Here is a 22,004-nt window from a genome sequence, read left to right on the forward strand (position 1 = left end):
TGCATAGTAAAGGTCTTACTGAGGACACATTATCCGTACTCAGGGACGGAGGAAATAATGGAAACGAAATTAGTAAGAATAGCTGAGATATCAGCAACATCAAAACATCCTATATTTACATCAGTGTACCACTTGATAAATGAAGATATGCTAAAGCAATGCCATAAGGAATTAGATGGGAACAAAGCAGTCGGAATTGACAAGGTAACTAAGGATGAGTATGGGAAGAACCTTAATAGAAATATCAAGGAACTGGTACAGAGGTTGAAAAACAAATCCTTTAAGCCACTTCCGTCACTGAGGGTATATATACCTAAAGGAAATGGAAAGAAACGACCATTAGGGATTGCTTCCTATGAAGATAAGATTGTACAAATGGCAGTGAAGAAAATACTGGGAGCTATTTATGAACCGAGATTCCTAAACTGCATGTATGGATTCAGACCGAATAGGGGGTGTCACGAAGCAATAAAAGAAGTATACCAACGGATAAGCTATGGAAAAATCAGCTATATCGTAGATGCCGATATCAAAGGTTTCTTTGACCATATCGACCATGATTGGATGATGAAGTTCCTTGAATGGAATATACAGGATAAGAACTTATTGTGGCTAATACGTAAATACCTTAAAGCAGGAATAATGGAGCAAGGAAAATTCGAGCCAACAGAGGAAGGTTCGGCACAAGGCTCAGCAATGAGTCCGATGCTTGCAAATATATACATGCATCATGTGCTGACGCTGTGGTTTAAGCTGGTGGTGCAAAGGGAAATGCAGGGAGAGTGTTTTCTCGTCAACTTTGCGGATGATTTTGTTGCAGGATTTCAATATAAGTCAGAAGCTGAAAGATACTATAAAGAGTTAAAGGAACGAATGGAAAAGTTTGGACTGGAGCTGGAAAGTAGTAAAAGCAGACTAATTGAATTTGGGAGATTTGCAGAGCAGAATCGTAGAGCAAGAGGAGAATGTAAACCTGAAACATTTGATTTTCTGGGGTTTACCTTCTATTGTAGCAAAACTCGAAAGGGAGGTTTCGTGCCAAAGGTACAGACTTCAAGAAAGAAGTTAGAGCAAAAGGTTAGAGCATACAAGAACTGGATTTACGATAATCGAAATCGACCAATGCGAGAAATAATTAAAGAGTTGAACGTAAAACTAATTGGACACTATCGGTATTATGGTGTTACATGGAATTTTCGGAAGATAACAACATTCCTGCATAGAGTACAACAGTTTCTATTCAAAGCCATGAATCGGAGAGGTTGTAGACGGGCATACACATGGAATGGATTTGTGGAAATGCTCAAGTATTACCCGTTAGCAAAACCTAAAACGTACTATTGTTTATATTGAAGCGAATGTTACTATGAGGAGCCGTATGCGGGAAAGCCGCACGTACGGATCTGTGAGGGGCTAAGATTGAGAGGTCTTAGTCTACTCGACTGTGAAAAACTAATGAGCTATGGTATTATCGAATGGAAATAAATTTATTCAGAAAGGTTGTGGTTAGATGTTGGGTATCAAAAAACGTGATACAAAACAAGTATTTAAAGCGATTGCACATCAACAGGGTGTTTCCGTATTAGAAGTAAAAGAACGTATTCAGTCAACCATTGATGAAATGTATTACAGCGATGACCCAGATGTGCAAGCTGAATTTTCAAGTTATTTTGGAAAGAAACGACCTACACCAGAAGAATACGTTTATACGATGGCAACAAAAATTAAATACTGATTTTATGAAAAATCATCACTTCTTTAACCTGTACATTAAATGTGCAGGTCTTTTTTTGTCGTTTTTTTATCGAATCGAACAATTTTTGCCTTTCTCGTCGGCTATATAGTGAGAGCAAATATAAATTTTATCTAAAATAGCGATTATTTTTTCAAATCACTTAGCAACTGCCCTGTTTTTTTCTTATATGGAGTGGAAAGAGGGATAGATACAAAACAGCACAGGGAGGAGGTGAGAATGTGAAACCATCTGACTTCCAGAAAACTGTAATGTGTCGTTTTGATAGTTGTTTAAAAAAAACTGTTTTCGGAGTTGTAAAAGATTACTACAAAGAGTTGAAAAAGAATCAAGCAGAAGCTATCCCCTTTTGTGAGCTTCCCGACATTATCATAGATAAAGTTGCTGTATGGGATACATATAAAACGGATTACACTACTTTCAATATATGTGGACATGACATTTATGTATATGACGATGAGCTGGCAAAAGTCATTAAACAATTATCTGACCGTTACCGTGAAAATGTACTTATGTACTATTTCTTGGATATGAGTGATACGGAAATTGCAAAATTGCAGAATATATCCCGAAGTGGTGTATTTCAAAACCGACACTATGCATTAAAACAAATGAAAAAGTCATTAGAGGAGGAAAATTAGTATTTGAAACAAAAACGTTCGTATAAGAAGCCATCATTTTATGTGATTTCATCGGCTATGGACGGCGACAAAATTTCCATTGATAAAATCTTAGATTTCTATGACCCGTATATATCAAAAAGCTGTATTCGCCCATTATATGATGAATATGGAAATGTATATATCGCTGTGGATATGGAGTTAAAAGGTCGTATCAGAGAAGCCATTATGAAAATGATATTAGAATTTGACATAAAAATCGAATAAGTAATATCTGCGGAACGCTTCATATAAACACTTCCCTCTTTCCTGTTCCGCTTACTTCTTAGTTTGCCATTCTGTATCAGTCTATTTATCAAAACAGATTGGTACAGGCTGACAAGAGCCTAATAGTTCTTTGACAACTGAATAATGCAGACAGATACGTTTGTGCTTGCAGTGAGCCATCAGAGATTGTACGCCGTGACTTTTCCAATCGGGAGATAGCGATTCATGCAATGATCTGGGAGCGACCGTTGGAAAAGTCGTTCTGCCATGACCTGCAACACAGGATAATGATACACCCGTATGACACGGTTCAGCCCACAGGAATGGGAATGGTTGAGATACCAGTGGAGCTTGCCAAAGCCATTTGTCTGCATATAAAAAGTATTAGCAAAAGTGTTAGCAACGGCAAAAAACATATCCGCAAGAGTTATTGATATGCTATAATGACCTTGTTAAACGTATGTATTTTGCTGTTATCACACGGAAAGGAGTTATTATTACTCGTGATAAGTGATACATCAAATATAGAAACTCCCAAAAAGGAGAAAAAGACATATACAGTAGAGGAAATTGCAGAACAATTATGTGTGAGTAAAAAAGTGGCTTACGCATTGGTTAAAAGTGGACAGTTCGCTTATGTTCGTGCTGGTAGAGCCATACGGGTATCTAAAGATTCTTTCGATAAATGGTTAAATCAAAATTAACTGTTAAGGAGAGAATATATTATGGCTTCAATCAAAAAAAGAAAATCAACATTTTCCGTTATTTACTGGTATTTGGACAATGCAGGAGAACGTAAACAGAAATGGGATACGTTAGAGACAAAGAAAGAGGCAAAGCAGAGAAAAGCATTTGTTGAGTATTATCAAGAAAAATATGGTTATGTGATTGTTCCTTTAGAGGAACAGTTTGCACGCCAGATTGATGAATCGAAAAAAGAACTTGATAGTACCGATGAAGATATTACGCTTCGTGACTTCTTAAAAATATTTGTCAATCTCTATGGTACGTCAAAATGGTCGCCTAGTACATTTAGTAGCAAAGTCGGTACTATCGAAAATTACATCAATCCACTTATCGGGGATTGGAAGTTAAATGAGATTACCACAAAGAAATTATCTGCCTACTACAACGATTTATTGAGTGTTCCAGAAGTACCCAGAGCTAACAGAAAAGCTACTGGACGTTGCGTACAACCTGCCAATATCAAGAAAATACACGACATTATACGCTGTGCATTAAATCAAGCAATCCGTTGGGAATATATTGATACCAACAAGCGTAACCCTGCTTCATTAGCAACGCTTCCTAAAGTTCCTAAGGTAAAAAGAAAAGTATGGAGTGTAGATACATTCCGTGAAGCAATTCAGCAGTCAGACGACGATTTATTAACCATCTGTATGCATTTGGCGTTTTCCTGCTCAATGCGTATTGGAGAAATTACAGGTCTTACATGGGAAGATGTAGTTATTGATGAACAATCCATTGCAACGAATAACGCAAGGGTAATCATCAATAAAGAGCTTTCCAGAGTAAATGCACAAGCTATGCAGAAATTAAAGGAAAAAGATATTATCAAGATTTTTCCGACACAGAAACCGCATTGCACAACAAGGCTTGTATTAAAAACACCAAAGACAGAAACAAGTAATCGTACCGTATGGTTGCCAAAGACGGTTGCAGAATTACTGGTGCAATATCAAAAAGACCAAAAGGAATTACAGGAATTTCTAGGAGACGCTTATAACAATTACAACCTTGTTATAGCTTTGGAAAATGGAAATCCCGTTGAGAGTAGAATTGTGAGAGACAGATTTCAAAAGTTATGCGAACAAAATGGCTATGAACAAGTTGTTTTCCACAGTCTGCGTCATTTATCCACAGGATACAAATTGAAAATGACCAACGGCGATGTAAAATCGGTACAAGGCGATACAGGTCATGCAGAAGCAGAAATGGTTACAGACGTTTATTCAGAAATCATAGACGAAGATAGACGTTACAATGCTCAAAAGATGGACGAACAATTTTATTCCACTCTAAACCATGATTCAGAAATGCAACCACAAAATGAGGAAGTTCAGCCAGAAAACAACGGCTTATCAGACAGTGATATGGAGCTTTTACAGCTTTTAAAATCACTTACGCCGGAGATGAAAGCAATGCTTTTGAATCAATCAGCTTCAAAGTAATTTTTCAAAAGTGTTAGCAAATCTTCAAAAATCTGCTGATATTTTTTCAAAATAAAAAAAGTGTTAGCAAACTCTTCTACTCAAACAGTCATAAAAATATCGAATTACAAATTCTGAAAATCAAAAGAAATTGCAAAATATAAATTGAATATGTTCTTATCCGACAGGTTATAAGCCAAAAACAAAAGAAGCTGAAAACCTCGATAAATCAAGGCTTTCAGCGTTGTTTGCTGGCGTCCCAGACAGGAATCGAACCTGCGACGTTTCGCTTAGGAGGCGAACCCTCTATCCTACTGAGGTACTGAGACGTATTTAATTGTAATTGAGCAATTTTCAAATTTATTTCATAAATCGCTTCCGAAAGGGGATTGCTCCACCTGACCCTTAGGAGGCACTTGTTCTATCCATTAAACTAACAGGACAAATACCGGATTTTTGGCTTAAAATCAAGGTTTTCAGCCATTTCAACGGCATTGGATTTTATGATTTAAAACTGACTTACGTCAGCTGAATCAATCTTATATGATGAAATTTTTTGGTATGAAGCTATCGCCTTTTCCAAAAACGCATGTCCTCTTAATTGTGACATCACATAACAGAATCGAACTTAAATTCATTTTTCTGTTATACACCGAGGCGATAACTCTGGTCACCGCTTAGGAGGCGTGTGCTCTATCCAACTGAGCTACTGAGACATTTATAAGTTTTATGCAATTTTCAAGGCTCAAAGGAATCGAACCATCTGCCGCTTAGGAGGCACTTGTTCTATCCATTAAACTAACAGGACAAATCTGTAGCTTCAATTGTACTATAATTACACACAAATTACAAGACTTTTCTTCTGTTCCGCCCTTACAATGGTTACTGTTCGTTAGAGCATGTTTGAAAAAAGCTTTCTACAAGATGTGCATCACGAAGCAGTTACCACTTCTGAAATATAAATTGATGCACTATACGGTTGGCATCTGTATACTTGTAAGAGCTTTGGCACAGTGCTAGAATAGTAAAAGTTATATTTTTCAAATAGATTTTTAATTACCAGAAGGAGACTTCAGCCATGCAACAGGAATTCATTACAGTAACCTTCAATCGCACGAAGATCGCGATCCGATATGCAGACATTCTCTATGTAATCATGTCAGATGATCATTGCAGGATTCATATGTTTGATGGAAACATTTATCGCTGCCGAATGACACTGAAAGAATTAAAGAAACAATTGAATGAAGAATTTATGGAGGTAAAACGCGGCTGTATGGTAGCTGTGTCTGCAATCAGTGATATTCAAGACATGATTTTACTGTCTAATGGTGAGAAGATTTGCTATACAAAACGCAAAAAAAGGATGCTCAGAGAAGAACGGCAGAAAAAGCAGGAGCTTCTGATCGCAAAAATCAGTAAAAAAAAGCTGCCGCTGACAGCAGAGGAATATTGCAAATATTATAAAATATGTGATGCTCTTCCTTTTGCATTTACAGATATAGAAATGGTATTCAATGAAGAAAAAAAGGCAGTGGACTGGATCTTCCGATATGGAAATGAAGCGTTGGCTACTCTGGAAAAGCTGCCCTTAGACAAGATGATCGGAAATTCCTTTTCCAGTCTTTTTTCCAATATGGATGCGAAATGGCTTCAGGTTTATGAACGTGCCACCTTGTATGGTGAAACACTGGAAATCATGGATTATAGTCCTGAAATAGATACGAATCTGAAAATTATATGTTTTCCTACATTTCCAGGACACTGCGGATGCATTTTGTTTAATGCAGACAAAATGAAATCTATAAGTGAAGAAAATTATCTGGTCAGATTGGTTGAAGTTTCCATGAAAAGTAATTCTTCTAAATAAAAAATGTCGTTTTACCGCTTATCAGGTTAATTTACCGCAACAAAAAAATTGTTTCGCTATAATTCGATTGTTCCCCTGATATATTCATGCTATATTTCTATTAGATATCATTTTTGCAATTAATTAAGATTTTCAGCAGAGAATATCTAAATTTTTTGCAGGATAAGGGGGGAACCGTATCATGAAAAGAAAAAAACAGTTGCTTTGATTACCGCTGCATTGACACTTTCCATGACTACCTGTGGCAGTTTCACCGTAATTGCCGCATCAGAATTAACAGCAGAAAGCAAACCAGCCACCCAGTATACCATTGATGCAAATCAGGAAGTTTATGCATTGCTGGATTTCGAGGATACTGCGGAATTTGAAAATGCTACAAAGGGTCTTATTGCTTCTCCGGATACTCTGGATATTTATGATGAGAATGGGAAACTTGTATGGAGTCAGACAGCATATGCTTTTCTGGATCAGGATGCTCCGGATACAGCGAATCCAAGTCTTTGGAGAGATACACAGCTGAATCATATTTATGGTCTTTTTGAAGTAACCGATGGAATCTATCAGGTGCGTGGCTATGATATGTCAAATATCACTTTCATAAAAGGCGATACGGGATGGATTGTAGTAGATCCACTGATGAGCATGGAATGTGCGGCAGCGGCTTTTTCCCTGGTAGAAGAGAACCTTGGTACTTTTCCTGTAAAGGCAGTAATTTATAGTCATTCCCATATTGATCATTTCGGTGGAGTCAGGGGAATTATTTCGGAAGAAGATGTACAATCCGGTGATGTGCAGGTAATTGCACCGGAGGGCTTTGAGAAGCATGCTGTCAGCGAGAATATTTATGCAGGTACTGCTATGGGGCGCAGAGCAAGCTATCAGTATGGAACAATGCTTGAGACCAGTGAAACAGGAGCTCTTGCTATTGGTATTGGTATGGGGCAGTCCAGGGGCAGCACAAGTTATATTTCTCCTACACTTGAAATCACACAAACCGGTGAGAAGCATACTATTGATGGAGTGGAAATTGAATTTCAGCTTACTCCGGGTACTGAAGCACCGGCAGAGATGAACTTTTGGATTGGATCGAAAAATGCTTTGTGGATGGCTGAAAACTGTACTGGAACGCTCCACAACCTGTATACACTCCGCGGAGCCCAGGTACGTGACGGAAACGCATGGGCAGAGTACATTATGGAATCTCTGGCACTTTATGGTGATCAGGCAGATGTAGTATTCCAGTCTCATAACTGGCCACATTGGGGAAAGGATATTATTCAGGAATATATGACCAATACTGCAGCTGTGTATAAGTTTATTAACGACCAGACATTGCTTTACATTAATGAAGGTTATACGGAGACAGAGATTGCTAATATGATCCAGCTTCCCAAGGAGTTGGAGAAAGTCTGGTATACCCGTCAGTATTATGGCACAGTTTCTCATAATTCGAAGGCAGTATATGAGAAATACATGGGATGGTATGACGGTAATCCTGTCCATCTTGCTGAACTTACACCATCGGATTATGCACAAAAGCTGGTAGAATATTTCGGTGACACAGATGCGGTTCTTGAAAAAGCAAAAGAAGATTTTGCAAAGGGAGAATATCAGTGGGTTGCCCAGATTACCAATACGCTGGTTTTTGCTGATCCGGAAAATATGGATGCACGTTATCTTTGTGCAGATGCATTAGAACAATTGGGGTATCAGGCAGAATCCGGTCCATGGCGCAGTGCTTACCTTTGTGCGGCACAGGAGCTGCGAAATGGTACAAATACCGATGATGCAACGCGAGGCAATGGTAACGGTGATGTTATTTTACATATGACACCTGAAATGATTTTGGATTATCTGGGAATTCTTGTAGATACAACGAAGGTTCCGGATCTGACGTTTACAGCAAATCTTATATTGCCGGAAGGTAATTATGTACTCCGCGTGAAAAATGGTGTACTTCTTTATCAGAAAGATACACAGGATGCGGATGCTGATGTGACATGGACTACCAAACGTGCCGGACTGCTGTCTATTATTCAGAAAAACGCGGAAAATGTTGCAGCTTTGATCCAGCAGGAGGGTGATGAGACCTGCCTGACACGATTGATGGATGCAGTTACGGTTACCTCAGAGTATAAATATTTTAATATTATCGAGCCATAAAATTTTTATGTAGAAAAACATGTTTTCGTAAATAACTATACCAATCGTGTAGGATGTGGATTCACTGGACACCTGGACGGCACCAGCCATTACAGAGAGTGATCCGGCAAACGTGAATTAATATTTCCACAGGATGCATTTATCAAGTAAAAAAGGATCCCTCGCAAGGTAGAAGGCTAACAAGCCTCGTCCTTGCAGGGATCCTTTCATTTACATTCCTTTCATTTTAAAATCAGCTTTCCCATTCTGTTTCACCTTATACAAAGCCATATCTGCGCTTTTACAAAGAGACATAACGTCTTCTCCCTGTTCCGGGAATGCAGCTCCGCCTGCGCTGGCTGAAAGCTCTACAGCCTCTCCTGTAGACAGTGTAAGCTGGGAAATCATCCTCTGAAACTTTTCCATATAAGTCTGCGCCATTTCCCCTGTAAGATTCTTCAGGTAAACCACAAATTCATCACCGCCATACCTGCCGATTATGCTATCCTCCGGGAAACAGCTTTTCATAGTTTTCGCAAAATGCTTCAGGCAGAAGTCTCCATTATTATGACCGTAAGTATCATTATAAATTTTAAAATTATCTACATCAATAAAGATGAAGATGCCTGGCGTTTTTTTACGCAATTCTTCTTCCACGGCAATCTGAAAAGCTCTGCGGTTCAGAATTCCGGTAAGAGAATCTGTAGTAGACAATCCCATGTACATTTTCTTATCTTTTTTCTCCAACAGCACAATGGTCAGCATGTACAGCATTGTGAAGCCTACCAGAATACTTCCATATACTCCGCCCCAGGCGGAAAACTGCTGAGTAATATCAGAAATATTCTTATTTGTCAATTCAACGATCACATACCAGCCTGGCATAACAGAAATACTCCTATAGGAAATTGTAGATTCCTCTCCTCTGATAATAGCGGAAAATCTCCCATCCTTCTTTCCGGAACGCATGTCCTTTATCCACTGGTTGTAGGAATAACCTGCATCATACTGGAAATACTTCTGCTGAAGTAAAAGATTGTTCCAACTGCCAGACGGGCCGGAATTGTCACTGACACAGGTAATAAAATTTTCTGAATCGGCCTTTAACAGGTGAATACTGATCTTGCCCTGAAGCAGCTCATACTCACCCAACTGTCTGAGATTTTCAATCATAATCGACACATAAAGTGTATGAACCAGTGAAGTATCCCCTACTGGCACAAAAACGGTCATGGTCATATTTCCAGTTCTGCTGGACTGGTAAGGATCCGAGTTAAAAGACGTATCCGAAGCCAGCGCCGCCTCATCCAGCTTCTTCTTTTTGATATCGGAAACAGCGCAGCTGCTGCTGCCATAAATTTCGCCATCATTCATAATAAAACCAATATCACCGAAAACAGTCTTGTCAAGATTTTTCTCCAGCTGTTCCAGGATTTCCTCCGGTTGGGCATTTTCCATAGACCGGATCATCTTTATATCTTCCTGTACATAGTTCTGAAGATATTCCATAGAATCATTCATCTTTTCCGCGTACAGGCCTGTGATCAGCTCCAGATGCTCTGTATTGAAATTCCGCGCAATTCTGCTCAGGTGAAAGTATGCCGCCACGATAATGACGAGGCAGACTGCCAGATACAAAGTCAGCAGGACTTTTCTTTTTCTTTTATTTTTTCTTCGATCTTTCATGAGACAGCATTCTCCATAAGGTAATCAGAATCAACCATAATGACTCCGGTATCAAAATACTTCTGCTCTGATTTTTCTCCCTTTATAAGAGAATTCAGGGAAAGCATTCCCAGATATCCCATCTGATCCTGTTTCTGCAGCACAGTCACTGCATGATACTCCGGATTCTGAAGCATCTGTTTCGTTTCGTCCGCCAGGTCAAAACCAACCAGCACCACATCTGTTCTTTCTTCTTCAAAAAGAGTATTTACGATGCCGACAGTAGATGTGTTATTACAGCCGAAAAAGCCCTTTATATCTGCATTTTCTCTCAATAATGCAGAAGCATCCGATTGTGCCTTTTTCGTATCACCGCCATTAACTCTTATATCCTGAACGATTTCCCACTGCTCCGGTGCATTACCCGCCCAGAAATTCAAGAATCCGGAAACACGATTTACCATTGCCTGTGAACTATCCGATGACAACTGGATTCCCACTTCCAGTGGGTCTGTGGGTGAATTTCCTGCATCATACAGCAACTCCAGCATTTCTTTCGCTGCCATTTCTCCGGCATCTATATTATCTGTCATGTAACAGGCGTCAAATTCGCTGCTGTTAATAGAAGAATCAATAAGTACTACCGGAATATCCTTTTCCCGTACCTTCTGACAGCCGTCTGCCAGTGAATTGGAATCTGCCGGAGCCAGCAGGATTCCGTCAGCGCCTTGCTCCATAGCCTGGTTCATCAGGTCAATCTGGCCGGAAATGTCAGTTTCGTTATCAATTCCGCCAAGATAAACCGCTTCATCCAGTTTTTTTGCAGCTTCTGTTATACCATCTATTACTTTCTCCCAGTAAGCACCATGATAATTTTTCAGAATAACATATATTTGCTTATCGCTTTCCGGATTGGAAATACAGGTATAGTCCACCACAGCGGGCTGCTCTGCTGCCTCCTCCATGTTTGCCTTCGAACTCCCCGAGCAGCCTCCCAGCAGAACAGATGCCACTCCCACAAAAATCAACCGATATGCTTTCGTTCGTCTCATTTTTTCCCCAGTACTTATACTCCAAATTGTAACGCTTGCAGCGCAGATATTGAATAGTTACCAGATATTTTACATTTTTGCATATATTTTTTGTGTATATCTGATATATTATATGCCTGATGTATAAGGGCTGTCAATGTCTATTCTTCACGATTCCCAGTCTGCATCCTCCGTTTCTGATTTCTGTTATCTATTTTTCATACTCCTTAACCTTCTTTTCATACTCTTCCTGGTTTTCTATTACATGTTTTACAATATGTCCATGGCTTTTCTTCTTGGCAGCCAGATTCCGGCCAGGACGTTCGGCATATTGATCTTCGGGAATCTCCAATGCATTTGCCACAGCATGAATAATTCCGTTGCTGCTGTATGTGGCTCCGCTGACAGCATCAATGTTCAGACTTTGTTCCTCTTTCATCTCTTCAATTACAACTGGCGCAGCTTTAAAAAAATATTCTTCTGTGTCACAGTATGAGAAGATGGAAATATCCGTTACCTGCTGATTTTCCACAGTAACCTGAACTTCTACATCACCACGAAAAGCATCGGCAGATCCTGTATATACGCCATCGACAAGGTTCCGGAAGCGGCCTGCAGAAATAAATTCAGCCTTGTCCGCAGCTTTATCATCAGAACCATTCTCCGCAGTCTCTGAAGTTCCTGCCTCCTTCAAAGCATTCTGTACAGCCTGAATCAGCCCCTTACTACTATATGTAGCACCGGATACGGTATCTGCATTCGTATTCTGCTGTCCGATTATTGCAGAAAAGATTTCAGCTTTCGCTTTTTCCATATAAGACTTGTCATCCTCATAACTATCCAGTGTAAGACTGATTATTTTTCCGTCCGCCACACTTACAGTGACACGTATCGCTCCACGATAGCCCTCACCTGTTCCAGTATAAGTACCGTCTTTATATCTGAAACCTTCAACAACACCGCCTGCTATATTTCTATCCTTCGTATAGCTTCTCGCCGTAAGGAGCTGGGAAGCCCCAATCATCACACACGTGAGCAATACTCCGATCACCATTCCATATTTAATTCCAAAATGCACATTTCCTTTCGGGCACCAGCTAATGCACTGCTGGCACGCAATGCACTCTCCACCTGTAACTTGTTCCTTTTTCGTAAAATCAATTCCCATGCTGCATTTCGCAGTACACAAAGAACAGGCACTGCATTCTCGTCCGAGCTTTTCGATTTTCAAAAATGCACCTCTGGAAATCAGTGCATACACCGCTCCCATTGGACAGAAATATCTGCAAAAGAATCTCTTTACCAACACTGATCCTGTCAAAATCACCAAGAGTAAAATTCCCCCCACCGAGCACAAAGGCTTCACTCCCGGCCAATGTCCAGGCACAATATACTGGCCAAATATTTCCCACGGACCTTGCTTTTTCCAGGTCAAAACACCACTCCATATAAATATTACAAAATAAACAAGTACTCCATATTTTGCCAGTTTCAGAACTCTGTCAGCTTTCTTGTATATTTCTGGATTTCTGTTCCGCCTCCAGCTGCCTTTTCCCAGCTTCCGCGCTGCAAACCACAAGAAATCCTGCACAGCTCCAAAGCTGCAGAAAAATCCGCAAAAAAATCTCCCCACCAGTACACTTCCTGGCACTGTCGCGATTAGTACATACACCGAATACCTGACACTCTCCCAGGAAATACTTCCAGCATAGATCTGGGAAAAGATATCTCCAATAGCTGTAAATCCTGTTACGAACAGTTCTGGGATTAAGATAAACGACAGTAGTTGGATAACTATTTTTATCCAGTTGTTCTTTCTATTTTTCATTTTTTAGCTGCTTCTTTTTGTAGGCTATCTTTTTTCAACTGCTTCCAAAATTTCCATTTCACAAACACCGAAAGCCTATCAATAATCATAAAAAAGCACTCCCTTCCAAGTAATAGTATACTCAAAAAAGAATGCCTTTTCTATCATTTTCACATTATTTCTTCACTTTACCGAAAGCTATACATCATCCCAACAACGCCTTCATAATCCCCACATAACATCTGAATACATTTGTCAGATCTTCCACCTCCGCATATTCATCAATGGTATGCGCCAGATTTTCCCTTGCAGGTCCCATTCCAATAGTACGGATGCCAGCTTCTCCTGCATAATGACTTCCATTTGTACAGAAATTGTAGGTAGTTACCTCTGGAGAAAAACCCTCTTTTTCCAGTTCGGATTTTATTTTTGCCACCCACTCCTCTTCTGCGCCAAACAGCCAGCCTGGGAAAAAGCGTTCTCCCTGGATTTTTTCTCCGGTGTAGCATTCCTCTTTTCCCACTGCATAAGAAACTTTATAGGAAAACTGCGGATCCTTTTTCTTCAGCTCTTCCATTTTTTCAATGATTGGCTGAAGCACGCTTTCCTTGGTTTCACCTACCAGAAGTCTGCGGTCATAGGTTGCACGGCAGTATTCCGGAACAACGGAGGCTCCTGGATATGGGGAAGATTTTACGTCTGTCAGCTCCAGGATTCCTTTTCCCAGTTTATCCTGGACAGGCGGCTCGATCTCGCGGATAGCCTGAATGGCCTCACACATTTTATATACTGCATTTACGCCCTTTTCCGGGTTTGCTGAATGTGCCGGGACACCAAAGGTCTCAACCACAATTTCTGCACGGCCACGCTGTCCTACTTTTAAATTCATTTCAGATGCTTCACCAATTACCACATAATCCGGTTTCACTTTCGCACTTATTTTTCGCGCGGCAACACCTTCGAAGCATTCTTCATGCACAACACCTGCCACATATACATCTCCGGCAAAATTTTTCCCATTTTCCACCGCATATCTATGCGCAGCAACTGTAAATGCAGCTACCGCACCGTTCATATCAGCAGCTCCTCTGCCATAAAGCTTTCCATCTTCAACAACTGCATGAAATGGATCATGTTTCCAATCCTTTAAATTTCCAACTGGAACCGTGTCTATATGTCCATCAAACAGGACTTTCGAACCAGGATTTTTTCCTTTAATATGACCGATCACATTTCCGTAGCAGTCAGTTTCTATCTCATCGAAAACACCGGCCTCTTTCATATACGCCTTTAAAGCTTCCGCCGCTTTATCCTCGTGTCCTGAATAGCTCTGACAGTTTATCAGACTTTTGGCCAGCTCAATTACTTTTTCGTCCCATTTTTCACTCATGATCTATTACTCCTCCTCGTCCGTTTTCGTACGGATCATTGCCTCCAGAATTTTTACACAGCCTTCGATTCCAAAAGTCTCTCTGTTTATAGTAAGATCCTTCTTTTTCTTATGGCTCCATTTTCCCATGGAGTAAAAACGGTAATAATTGTCCCGCGCCGCATCCATTTTCCGCACCAGCTTTTTGGCTTCTTTGGCAGAAATGTGGTGCTTCTTCATAATGTTGTCAATACGAAAGCTCTCCGGAGCATAAATAAACACACTCAGTACATCCGGCTCATCGTGAAGTACATAATCTGATAACCTGCCTATGATGATACAGGATTCCTTTGCATACAGGTCTCTCATGATCTGTGCTTCCTGATGAAAAAGCTTATCCTCCTGTGCAGAATTAATGCGTCCGTTTCCAAGATAAGGATCCATAAAACGCCGTTCCACGTTTTCGTCATATCCACACACAGAATTAACATCCACTCCTGATTTTGCAGCTGCCCTGGCAAGCAGTTCTTTATCATAGAGCTTTACTCCCAGACGTTCTGAAAGTACTTTTCCTATTTCATGACCTTCTGCACCGAATTCACGGCTGATAGTCAGTACAAAATGCTTTCCCATGATTTTCCTCCTGGATTTTATGTTTTTCTCAAAATTCTACGAACTACTGTTTTCATTTTGCATAAATTATATTTTCGCTTTTCTGTTTGCTTACAAAAAGTGCCACGTGAAACATTACTTGCAAACAGTAATTCTTATGATACCTTATACAAGCTCTCGTTTTTTTCCTTTTCTATCTCCTGTTTTTCATATATCTTTTCCACATATTTGCTGGTAAAAGCACGCATTACAGCAAAGTAACCTAAACGAAAGCAAATCCTGTCTCCAGTCTTAAATTCTTTCTCGCAGTCCGTTACATCCACAATCAGATGATCGCTACTGGCTCCGATGATTTCCACGCCTTCATCTACCGGCCACATGGTTTCTACGTCAACATCCTGTCTGCCAAGGGCACAGATGGCTCTCTTTCGAATTCCCCTGTCTGTAAAAACAGGCACATGACCATAACTGTCCGCACCAATCTTTCCGATCGGCATAGACGGCTTTTCTTTAGATTCAATGATCTCAGCTTCCATGATAAATGCGTCGTTGCTGGTTCCCGGCAAATACTCATAGTTTGTCCGTTCTCTGCCAAACAGCACAGACTCACCAAGACGAAGGTTATTGATTCCTTCCGGAATCCCATTTTCCAGCATCAGGTGAATAGTCGCAGAATTGCCACCACTGATACATACAGATGCATCGTATTTCTTTGCCAGACCAAGAAGCCGGTTCATTTTTTCCTCATCAGACTGTACAAAAGAAAAACAGGTCAAATTTGTACCAAGTCCATACAAATCCAACCCCTTTGCCTGCTTTGCATAGTTTATCGCTTCTGCCAGATGTTCTTCTTTAAAATAGCCTTCCCGCAGATCTCCCAGATCCACCATCAGAATTACTTTGTGTTTCTTTTTCAACTGTATGGCCTGTTGGTTAAGTGCTTTCAGTGTCTCAAACTCAGAGTTTACCGACACATCACAGAACTGCACCACTTCTCTCGCCTCAGATATGGATGGCATACGGATCAGCCACTTTTCACAAGGCAGATTTTCATAATTTCTGATATTTTCAATTCTGGAATCTCCCAGCCTTTTTATCCCCTGATTCACCAGAGTCTGAGCAATCCTTTCCTCGCCACCAAAAACTTTGGTTACACCAGTTATTTCTATATGATGTTTTTCAGTCAGATCTTTCATGACTCTTACATTCTCTGCAATTTTATCCAGATTGATATGTATGCATGGATACAACTTTGACCACGCTCCTTATTAGATGATATGAGTGGCCCAAACTCTTCTGCCGTCCTGTCCACTGCAGTTTTTTTGCTTATTTAATGCCACAGATTGCAAATGAGGCCGGCAGATAAAAACACACTATGGGTGCATAGCTGCCAGCTTTCATAACAATATTGACTGAGCATAGATACTCGTTTTCAATTTACAGCACACTTGCAAGGAAGTTTCTGCATCTTTCCGTCTTCGGATGTGCAAACATTTCTTCCGGTTTTTCCTCTTCTACAATGTAACCGTCATCCATAAAAATGATTCTGTCCGCAACATCTCTTGCAAATCCCATTTCATGTGTAACTACAACCATAGTCATACCTTCTCTGGCAAGCTCTTTCATAACGTCCAGAACTTCTCCAACCATCTCCGGATCCAATGCACTGGTAGGCTCATCAAACAGCATAATCTTCGGGTTCATTGCAAGCGCACGGGCAATTGCCACACGCTGTTTCTGACCACCTGATAAGGTTACAGGATACACGTCCTTTTTATCCAGCAATCCAACTCTGTCCAGAAGCTGTTCTGCCTTTTTTACAGCCTCCGCTTTTGACATTTTTTTCAGCATAGTTGGTGCCAAAGTCATATTCTGCAGCACAGTATAGTTTGGAAAAAGATTAAAATGCTGAAATACCATTCCAATATTTTCACGGAACTGATTGATTTTCTTAATCTCGGAAATATTTTCTCCAAGAATCACAATATCGCCATCCTGCTTCTCTTCCAGTTTGTTCAGGCATCTGAGCAGGGTGGATTTTCCGGAACCGGACGGTCCGATCAGGCAAATCACTTCGCCCTCTTCTACATTAAAGGAGATGTCCTTCAGAACTTCCAGATCTCCAAATACTTTATGTAAATGTTTTACCTCGATAATTGCCATAATTCATTTCTCCTAACGTTTATCATAGCTGAGTCTGCGCTCTACTTTCTTGGAAAGCCATGTAAGAGCTGTAATCAATACAATATAAATGATTGCGGCATAGGAATATAATTCAAAGGCTTTGTAGTTTCTTGCAATAATGGTTTTGGCAGTCATTGTCAACTCATTAACACTGATTGCGGAAAGAATTGCAGTATCTTTCAGGCTGCTGATAAACTGGTTCATAAGAGACGGGATCATAATTTTTACCGCCTGTGGAAGAACAATTTTTCTCATAGTCTGAAAATAGCTTAAACCAAGACTTCTCGCTGCTTCCATCTGACCATAATCAATGGCCTGAATACCTGCCCGGAAAATTTCTGCCATATATGCAGAAGCATTAATTCCCAAAATAATAATTGCAGCCAGCACCAGGGTCAGGGAGTTTTTAATTACGCCAAAATACAAAAAAAGCGCCAGAATCATAAGCGGAATACCTCTTATAATTGTGATATACACACTGGCAATCTTCTGTAAGATACGACTATTGCTGATAGAAAAAATACAAAGTATAATACCAAGCGCCACCGCCAGGAGAATACCAAAAATCGCTATTATAATTGTCAGTTTCAGACCTTCCATCAGCCGTGGAAAGTATTCAACAAAATTAGAAAAATAATCTGCCATATTGTACCTCTTTATTATCGGATTTCTTTTTGTTTCCCTTTAAAAAGTTCCTTTTATTGCTGTTTGCTCCATTTAGCCCAAATATTTTCCGCAACATTACCTGCAAACAGCATCCATTTTTCAATAAGTTTGTTTTCCTGTAAAAAGTGCAAGGGAGAACGCTTTTTATATGCGTTCTCCCTTGAATGCCTTTTTACGATTCAGTTTTACTTTTCAATGATTATTTCTTCTGCTCATAACATTTCAACACCTTACAGTTATGAGTAAAAATATATTTTCCGTTGACTTTAATATTGCTTTATTATGCAGCTTTCTGTCTGTCTTTTTTATTCATATTCAGCAATAATCTCATCATATTTGCCGTTATCTCTGATTTTCTGAAGTCCTTCGTTAAACATTTTAAGAAGATCAGCATTCTCGCCTTTCTTTACAGCAAATCCATTCTGAGGTGCTTCCTCGATTGCGTCAATGGCAACTTTCAGATCTTCCTGCTCACCAATCTTGATCTGATAGCTGATTACCGGATAATCCTCGATAAGGAAATCAGCCTGTTTGTTTGCAACTGCCATCATCATACTTACAGAATCCGGATAAACAGTTGTCTCAAATCCGTATTCATCAGCATGATCTTCACACCACAGCTGACCGGTAGTTCCTTCCTTGCATGCTGCAACTTTTCCCTTAAGATCATCAAAATCAGAAATGGAATCATCATCCTTATTTACAACCAGTGCAGAACCAGATTCATAATATCCATCAGAGAAATCAACGCTCTCTTTTCTCTCATCTGTGATATTCATTCCTGCAATAGAACCATCAATTGTTCCTGAAACCAGTGCCGGGATGATACCTGAGAAATCCATAGGAGTCAACTCATATTCGAATCCCTCTTCCTCTGCAATTGCAGCCAGAAGTTCTACATCAATTCCTTTATAACTTCCATCATCCTGCTGAATGGAAAATGGAGCATATGCCTGGTCACATGCGATCTTGTAAACTTTCTCATCATCTGCAAATACCTGAGTTGCACCAAGGCCAGTCATCAGTCCCATTGTAAGTACCAGTCCCATTGAAATTGTTTTGAATTTTTTCATAGTTGATTTCCTCCTCGTAAAAAAATTGTTTTTAAGCCTGGAAACAAAAAAGGCGCAGACACATTGAAGTGTTCTACGCCTTTGTAGTTTCGTTTGCTTTTTGATAGTTCTGCATTATAGGAGCTTTTTTCGAAGTTGTCAAGAGCTTTTTTATTAACTTTGAGATTGTGTTTTATAACTTAACTTAAATTAGTCTATGAATACGAATCTAAAGATTCGTCTAAAAATGCAGCTGCCCCTGCAGCCAAATCAGCCCCTTAAATCTGCGTCCCACAGCCGGTTCTCCTAGCAGATCCGCACAGTTTATACACACATCGAACTGGATATCATTGCACTCGATGGTCATCTGGCACAGTTTCTCACCAGTGAGAATGTTCTTAAAATTCACAAAATCCACGATTTCGCCCATCACACTATACTGGTCACATTCAATTCCATGAGGCATAAAACAGGTATCCACAATTGTCAGCACATCATCTGTGACAATACGCTCGGAAATCATGGAATACATATCCATATCTTCCATTGTAAGGTCTTCCATAGCTTCTTCATCACCATTTCTGGCAGCCGCGATCAGATTATTGCGGTTTTTTGTCAGCTCCCGCTCTACTTTTACAGCTTCTTTATCTTTCTGAACCGGAAAAAGGATCTTCCCTTCTCTTGCCAGTCCTGTAATCGTCAGTGGCTGTCCTTCACGCATATTCCCCTTATACTTCTCCAGCATATATTCTGCAGGATTCTGAAGATAAAAGATCAAAGTCACGCCAAGGCGCATGTCATCACACGCCCCTGCGTAAGACTCTTTTTCTGCGTGTCTCTCCACGACTACACTCTCCTGAGAGGTGATTCCTGTGCCGCGAAAAAACGGAAATGAATATTCTACGTGAAACTCATTGTCTTCATCATACTGTCCACAGACTGTTATTCCACAGTCACAGCCATAATTCTTGGAATATTGTACAAAAACTCCATCTGGATGATTCTCCACTGCAATTTTCTCATCGTAAGTATTTATCACATCCTGAATGATTTCCTGCATTTCTTTACGTGACTTTACCTTTGAAAAGCCAACAGTTCTTAAATAACTATGCACATTATCACCTCCCTGTTAAGCAGTCTTATTGCAAATCAAACAATTTTTCAGATATTCAGATATTCTCCGGATCATCTGATACCTTACTTTTGACTATTACTATTTTCAGATCAAAGTCCCATTTTCGGTATTTTTATACTATTTTGTTTTTAAGTCCAATTATTTGGACTTTTTCTCGATTTTTGTCATTCCACCCATGTATGGCTGAAGGGCAACTGGAATATTTACGCTTCCATCTGCATTCAGGTTGTTCTCAAGGAACGCGATCAGCATTCTTGGCGGAGCAACAACTGTGTTATTAAGAGTATGAGCAAGATATTTCTTGCCATCTTTTCCGTTTACACGGATTTTCAGACGACGTGCCTGTGCATCACCAAGGTTGGAGCAGCTTCCTACCTCAAAGTATTTCTTCTGTCTTGGAGACCATGCTTCAACATCCAGGGATTTCACTTTCAGGTCTGCCAGGTCACCAGAGCAGCATTCCAGTGTACGAACCGGAATATCTAGGGAACGAAACAGATCAACAGTGTTCTGCCACAGTTTGTCAAACCACATCTTGCTGTCCTCTGGATTGCAAACTACGATCATCTCCTGCTTCTCAAACTGGTGGATACGGTAAACGCCTCTCTCTTCAAGTCCATGAGCACCTTTCTCTTTACGGAAGCATGGAGAATAACTTGTAAGAGTTTTTGGAAGCTCTTCTTCCGGAATGATCTGGTCAATAAATTTACCAATCATAGAATGCTCACTGGTTCCGATCAGGTACAGATCCTCACCTTCGATCTTGTACATCATGGCATCCATCTCAGCGAAGCTCATAACACCTGTAACAACGTTACTTCTGATCATGAACGGCGGTACACAGTATGTGAATCCTCTGTTAATCATGAAATCACGTGCATATGCAATAACAGCAGAATGAAGTCTTGCGATATCACCCATCAGATAATAGAAACCATTACCAGCAACACGTCTTGCGCTATCAAGGTCGATTCCGTCAAAAGCTTCCATGATTTCTGTATGATACGGAACTTCGAAATCCGGAACAACAGGCTCACCAAATTTCTCAATCTCAACGTTCTCGCTGTCATCTTTACCAATCGGTACAGATGGGTCAATGATATTCGGGATTACCATCATATCCTTCAGAAGCTCTTCCTCAACTTCTTTCTCTCTCTTGGAAAGTTCCTCAATACGCTCACCGGAAGCTGCAACCTGTTTCTTAACTTCCTCTGCTTCATCCTTCTTTCCCTGGCCCATAAGAGCACCAATCTGTTTGGAAATTTTATTTCTCTCTGCACGAAGAGCTTCTACTTCCTGTTTGATCTCGCGGTTTTCCTTATCCAACTCCAGAACCTTGTCAACCAGCTCCAGTTTGCTGTCCTGGAATTTATTGCGGATGTTCTGCTTTACGATTTCCGGGTTCTCTCTCACAAATTTAATGTCTAACATGTCTTCCTCCTGTACTGATACTTTATTTTTTATGGCAAATATCTGTTTTATTTTTCCATATCTCTTTTTGCAGCAAGTATCTGTTTTATTTTTTCATATCTCTTTTTATGGCAAGTATCTGTTTTGTTTTTCGTTTTATAACAATATTGTCATTACTATTTATTTTTTATAACAATTTTGTCATTTTTCGCTGTTTTTTTATGACTTATATTCATTTTTTACCAACTGT

19 protein-coding genes and 1 tRNA gene are annotated in these 22,004 nt (G+C 40.0%); 8 read left to right on the top strand and 12 right to left on the bottom strand.

Annotation, left to right across the window (positions count from 1 at the left end):
- Nucleotides 1–57 precede the first annotated feature (57 nt).
- The 6 genes from ltrA to AB5170_RS08575 all read left to right on the top strand — a co-directional run bounded on the left by ltrA (nucleotide 58) and on the right by AB5170_RS08575 (nucleotide 4,832).
- Entirely contained in the window at nucleotides 58–1,353 is a 1,296-nt protein-coding gene (ltrA, locus tag AB5170_RS08550) for a group II intron reverse transcriptase/maturase (protein ID WP_368361696.1), read from the top strand.
- A 157-nt stretch (nucleotides 1,354–1,510) separates the two neighbouring features.
- Nucleotides 1,511–1,735 (top strand): sporulation initiation factor Spo0A C-terminal domain-containing protein, encoded by a 225-nt coding sequence (locus AB5170_RS08555; protein ID WP_118660946.1) that lies wholly within the window; start codon nucleotides 1,511–1,513, stop codon nucleotides 1,733–1,735.
- A 239-nt stretch (nucleotides 1,736–1,974) separates the two neighbouring features.
- Nucleotides 1,975–2,394 (top strand): sigma factor-like helix-turn-helix DNA-binding protein, encoded by a 420-nt coding sequence (locus tag AB5170_RS08560; RefSeq protein WP_195413308.1) that lies wholly within the window; start codon nucleotides 1,975–1,977, stop codon nucleotides 2,392–2,394.
- Between the two features lie 57 nt (nucleotides 2,395–2,451).
- Nucleotides 2,452–2,640 (top strand): helix-turn-helix domain-containing protein, encoded by a 189-nt coding sequence (locus tag AB5170_RS08565; RefSeq protein ID WP_005334926.1) that lies wholly within the window; start codon nucleotides 2,452–2,454, stop codon nucleotides 2,638–2,640.
- 503 nt (nucleotides 2,641–3,143) lie between these two features.
- Nucleotides 3,144–3,344: a helix-turn-helix domain-containing protein gene (locus tag AB5170_RS08570; RefSeq protein WP_330609770.1), complete on the top strand. Its 201-nt coding sequence runs from the start codon at nucleotides 3,144–3,146 to the stop codon at nucleotides 3,342–3,344.
- Between the two features lie 21 nt (nucleotides 3,345–3,365).
- Entirely contained in the window at nucleotides 3,366–4,832 is a 1,467-nt protein-coding gene (locus AB5170_RS08575; RefSeq protein WP_195413310.1) for a tyrosine recombinase XerC, read from the top strand.
- A 231-nt stretch (nucleotides 4,833–5,063) separates the two neighbouring features.
- Here AB5170_RS08575 and AB5170_RS08580 read toward each other — a convergent pair.
- A tRNA-Arg gene (locus tag AB5170_RS08580) sits at nucleotides 5,064–5,140 on the bottom strand.
- Between the two features lie 749 nt (nucleotides 5,141–5,889).
- Between AB5170_RS08580 and AB5170_RS08585 the strand changes: the two genes are divergently transcribed.
- Complete coding sequence (locus AB5170_RS08585) at nucleotides 5,890–6,681, top strand: LytTR family transcriptional regulator DNA-binding domain-containing protein (protein WP_204454338.1); 792 nt, start codon at nucleotides 5,890–5,892, stop codon at nucleotides 6,679–6,681.
- 204 nt (nucleotides 6,682–6,885) lie between these two features.
- On the top strand, nucleotides 6,886–8,844 hold the full coding sequence (locus AB5170_RS08590) for an alkyl/aryl-sulfatase (RefSeq protein WP_368361697.1): 1,959 nt from the start codon (nucleotides 6,886–6,888) through the stop codon (nucleotides 8,842–8,844).
- A 210-nt stretch (nucleotides 8,845–9,054) separates the two neighbouring features.
- On the opposite strand, the gene AB5170_RS08595 is transcribed toward AB5170_RS08590, so the two are convergent.
- The 11 genes from AB5170_RS08595 to serS all read right to left on the bottom strand — a co-directional run bounded on the left by AB5170_RS08595 (nucleotide 9,055) and on the right by serS (nucleotide 21,775).
- A complete protein-coding gene (locus AB5170_RS08595) occupies nucleotides 9,055–10,509 on the bottom strand; it encodes a GGDEF domain-containing protein (protein WP_368361698.1) in 1,455 nt (484 codons plus the stop codon).
- Nucleotides 10,506–11,540 carry an ABC transporter substrate-binding protein gene (locus AB5170_RS08600; protein WP_368361699.1) on the bottom strand — a complete coding sequence of 345 codons (1,035 nt, stop codon included), beginning with the start codon at nucleotides 11,538–11,540 and terminating at the stop codon, nucleotides 10,506–10,508. The genes AB5170_RS08595 and AB5170_RS08600 overlap by 4 nt, the downstream gene beginning before the upstream one ends.
- Before the next feature lie 190 nt (nucleotides 11,541–11,730).
- Nucleotides 11,731–13,347 (bottom strand): FMN-binding protein, encoded by a 1,617-nt coding sequence (locus AB5170_RS08605; RefSeq protein WP_173769912.1) that lies wholly within the window; start codon nucleotides 13,345–13,347, stop codon nucleotides 11,731–11,733.
- A 184-nt stretch (nucleotides 13,348–13,531) separates the two neighbouring features.
- Nucleotides 13,532–14,719 (bottom strand): YgeY family selenium metabolism-linked hydrolase, encoded by a 1,188-nt coding sequence (locus tag AB5170_RS08610; protein ID WP_368361700.1) that lies wholly within the window; start codon nucleotides 14,717–14,719, stop codon nucleotides 13,532–13,534.
- Nucleotides 14,720–14,722: 3 nt separating this feature from the next.
- Nucleotides 14,723–15,328: an AAA family ATPase gene (locus AB5170_RS08615; RefSeq protein ID WP_148463069.1), complete on the bottom strand. Its 606-nt coding sequence runs from the start codon at nucleotides 15,326–15,328 to the stop codon at nucleotides 14,723–14,725.
- A 134-nt stretch (nucleotides 15,329–15,462) separates the two neighbouring features.
- Nucleotides 15,463–16,557, bottom strand: coding sequence for an alanine/ornithine racemase family PLP-dependent enzyme (locus tag AB5170_RS08620; protein ID WP_173769914.1), 1,095 nt, complete (start codon nucleotides 16,555–16,557; stop codon nucleotides 15,463–15,465).
- 187 nt (nucleotides 16,558–16,744) lie between these two features.
- A complete protein-coding gene (locus AB5170_RS08625; RefSeq protein ID WP_148463067.1) occupies nucleotides 16,745–17,470 on the bottom strand; it encodes an amino acid ABC transporter ATP-binding protein in 726 nt (241 codons plus the stop codon).
- A 12-nt stretch (nucleotides 17,471–17,482) separates the two neighbouring features.
- On the bottom strand, nucleotides 17,483–18,136 hold the full coding sequence (locus AB5170_RS08630; RefSeq protein ID WP_148463066.1) for an amino acid ABC transporter permease: 654 nt from the start codon (nucleotides 18,134–18,136) through the stop codon (nucleotides 17,483–17,485).
- A gap of 326 nt (nucleotides 18,137–18,462) precedes the next feature.
- On the bottom strand, nucleotides 18,463–19,230 hold the full coding sequence (locus AB5170_RS08635) for a transporter substrate-binding domain-containing protein (protein WP_148463065.1): 768 nt from the start codon (nucleotides 19,228–19,230) through the stop codon (nucleotides 18,463–18,465).
- Between the two features lie 220 nt (nucleotides 19,231–19,450).
- On the bottom strand, nucleotides 19,451–20,323 hold the full coding sequence (locus AB5170_RS08640; RefSeq protein WP_173718483.1) for a DUF3881 family protein: 873 nt from the start codon (nucleotides 20,321–20,323) through the stop codon (nucleotides 19,451–19,453).
- Nucleotides 20,324–20,482: 159 nt separating this feature from the next.
- Nucleotides 20,483–21,775 carry a serine--tRNA ligase gene (serS, locus tag AB5170_RS08645; RefSeq protein ID WP_148463062.1) on the bottom strand — a complete coding sequence of 431 codons (1,293 nt, stop codon included), beginning with the start codon at nucleotides 21,773–21,775 and terminating at the stop codon, nucleotides 20,483–20,485.
- Nucleotides 21,776–22,004: the final 229 nt, after the last annotated feature.

Source organism: Ruminococcus sp. RTP21484sp1_RTP21281st1_A8_RTP21281_210402, assembly GCF_040914025.1.
Classification (GTDB): domain Bacteria; phylum Bacillota; class Clostridia; order Lachnospirales; family Lachnospiraceae; genus Blautia_A; species Blautia_A faecis.

Bases quoted from the DNA above. Each gene is read 5' to 3' on its own strand.
- serS (WP_148463062.1), bottom strand. From the start codon at position 21,775: ATGTTAGACATTAAATTTGTGAGAGAGAACCCGGAAATCGTAAAGCAG.
- AB5170_RS08555 (WP_118660946.1), top strand. From the start codon at position 1,511: ATGTTGGGTATCAAAAAACGTGATACAAAACAAGTATTTAAAGCGATT.
- AB5170_RS08565 (WP_005334926.1), top strand. From the start codon at position 2,452: ATGGACGGCGACAAAATTTCCATTGATAAAATCTTAGATTTCTATGAC.
- AB5170_RS08585 (WP_204454338.1), top strand. From the start codon at position 5,890: ATGCAACAGGAATTCATTACAGTAACCTTCAATCGCACGAAGATCGCG.
- AB5170_RS08595 (WP_368361698.1), bottom strand. From the start codon at position 10,509: ATGAAAGATCGAAGAAAAAATAAAAGAAAAAGAAAAGTCCTGCTGACT.
- AB5170_RS08630 (WP_148463066.1), bottom strand. From the start codon at position 18,136: ATGGCAGATTATTTTTCTAATTTTGTTGAATACTTTCCACGGCTGATG.
- AB5170_RS08635 (WP_148463065.1), bottom strand. From the start codon at position 19,230: ATGAAAAAATTCAAAACAATTTCAATGGGACTGGTACTTACAATGGGA.
- AB5170_RS08600 (WP_368361699.1), bottom strand. From the start codon at position 11,540: ATGAGACGAACGAAAGCATATCGGTTGATTTTTGTGGGAGTGGCATCT.
- AB5170_RS08605 (WP_173769912.1), bottom strand. From the start codon at position 13,347: ATGAAAAATAGAAAGAACAACTGGATAAAAATAGTTATCCAACTACTG.
- ltrA (WP_368361696.1), top strand. From the start codon at position 58: ATGGAAACGAAATTAGTAAGAATAGCTGAGATATCAGCAACATCAAAA.
- AB5170_RS08615 (WP_148463069.1), bottom strand. From the start codon at position 15,328: ATGGGAAAGCATTTTGTACTGACTATCAGCCGTGAATTCGGTGCAGAA.
- AB5170_RS08575 (WP_195413310.1), top strand. From the start codon at position 3,366: ATGGCTTCAATCAAAAAAAGAAAATCAACATTTTCCGTTATTTACTGG.
- AB5170_RS08625 (WP_148463067.1), bottom strand. From the start codon at position 17,470: ATGGCAATTATCGAGGTAAAACATTTACATAAAGTATTTGGAGATCTG.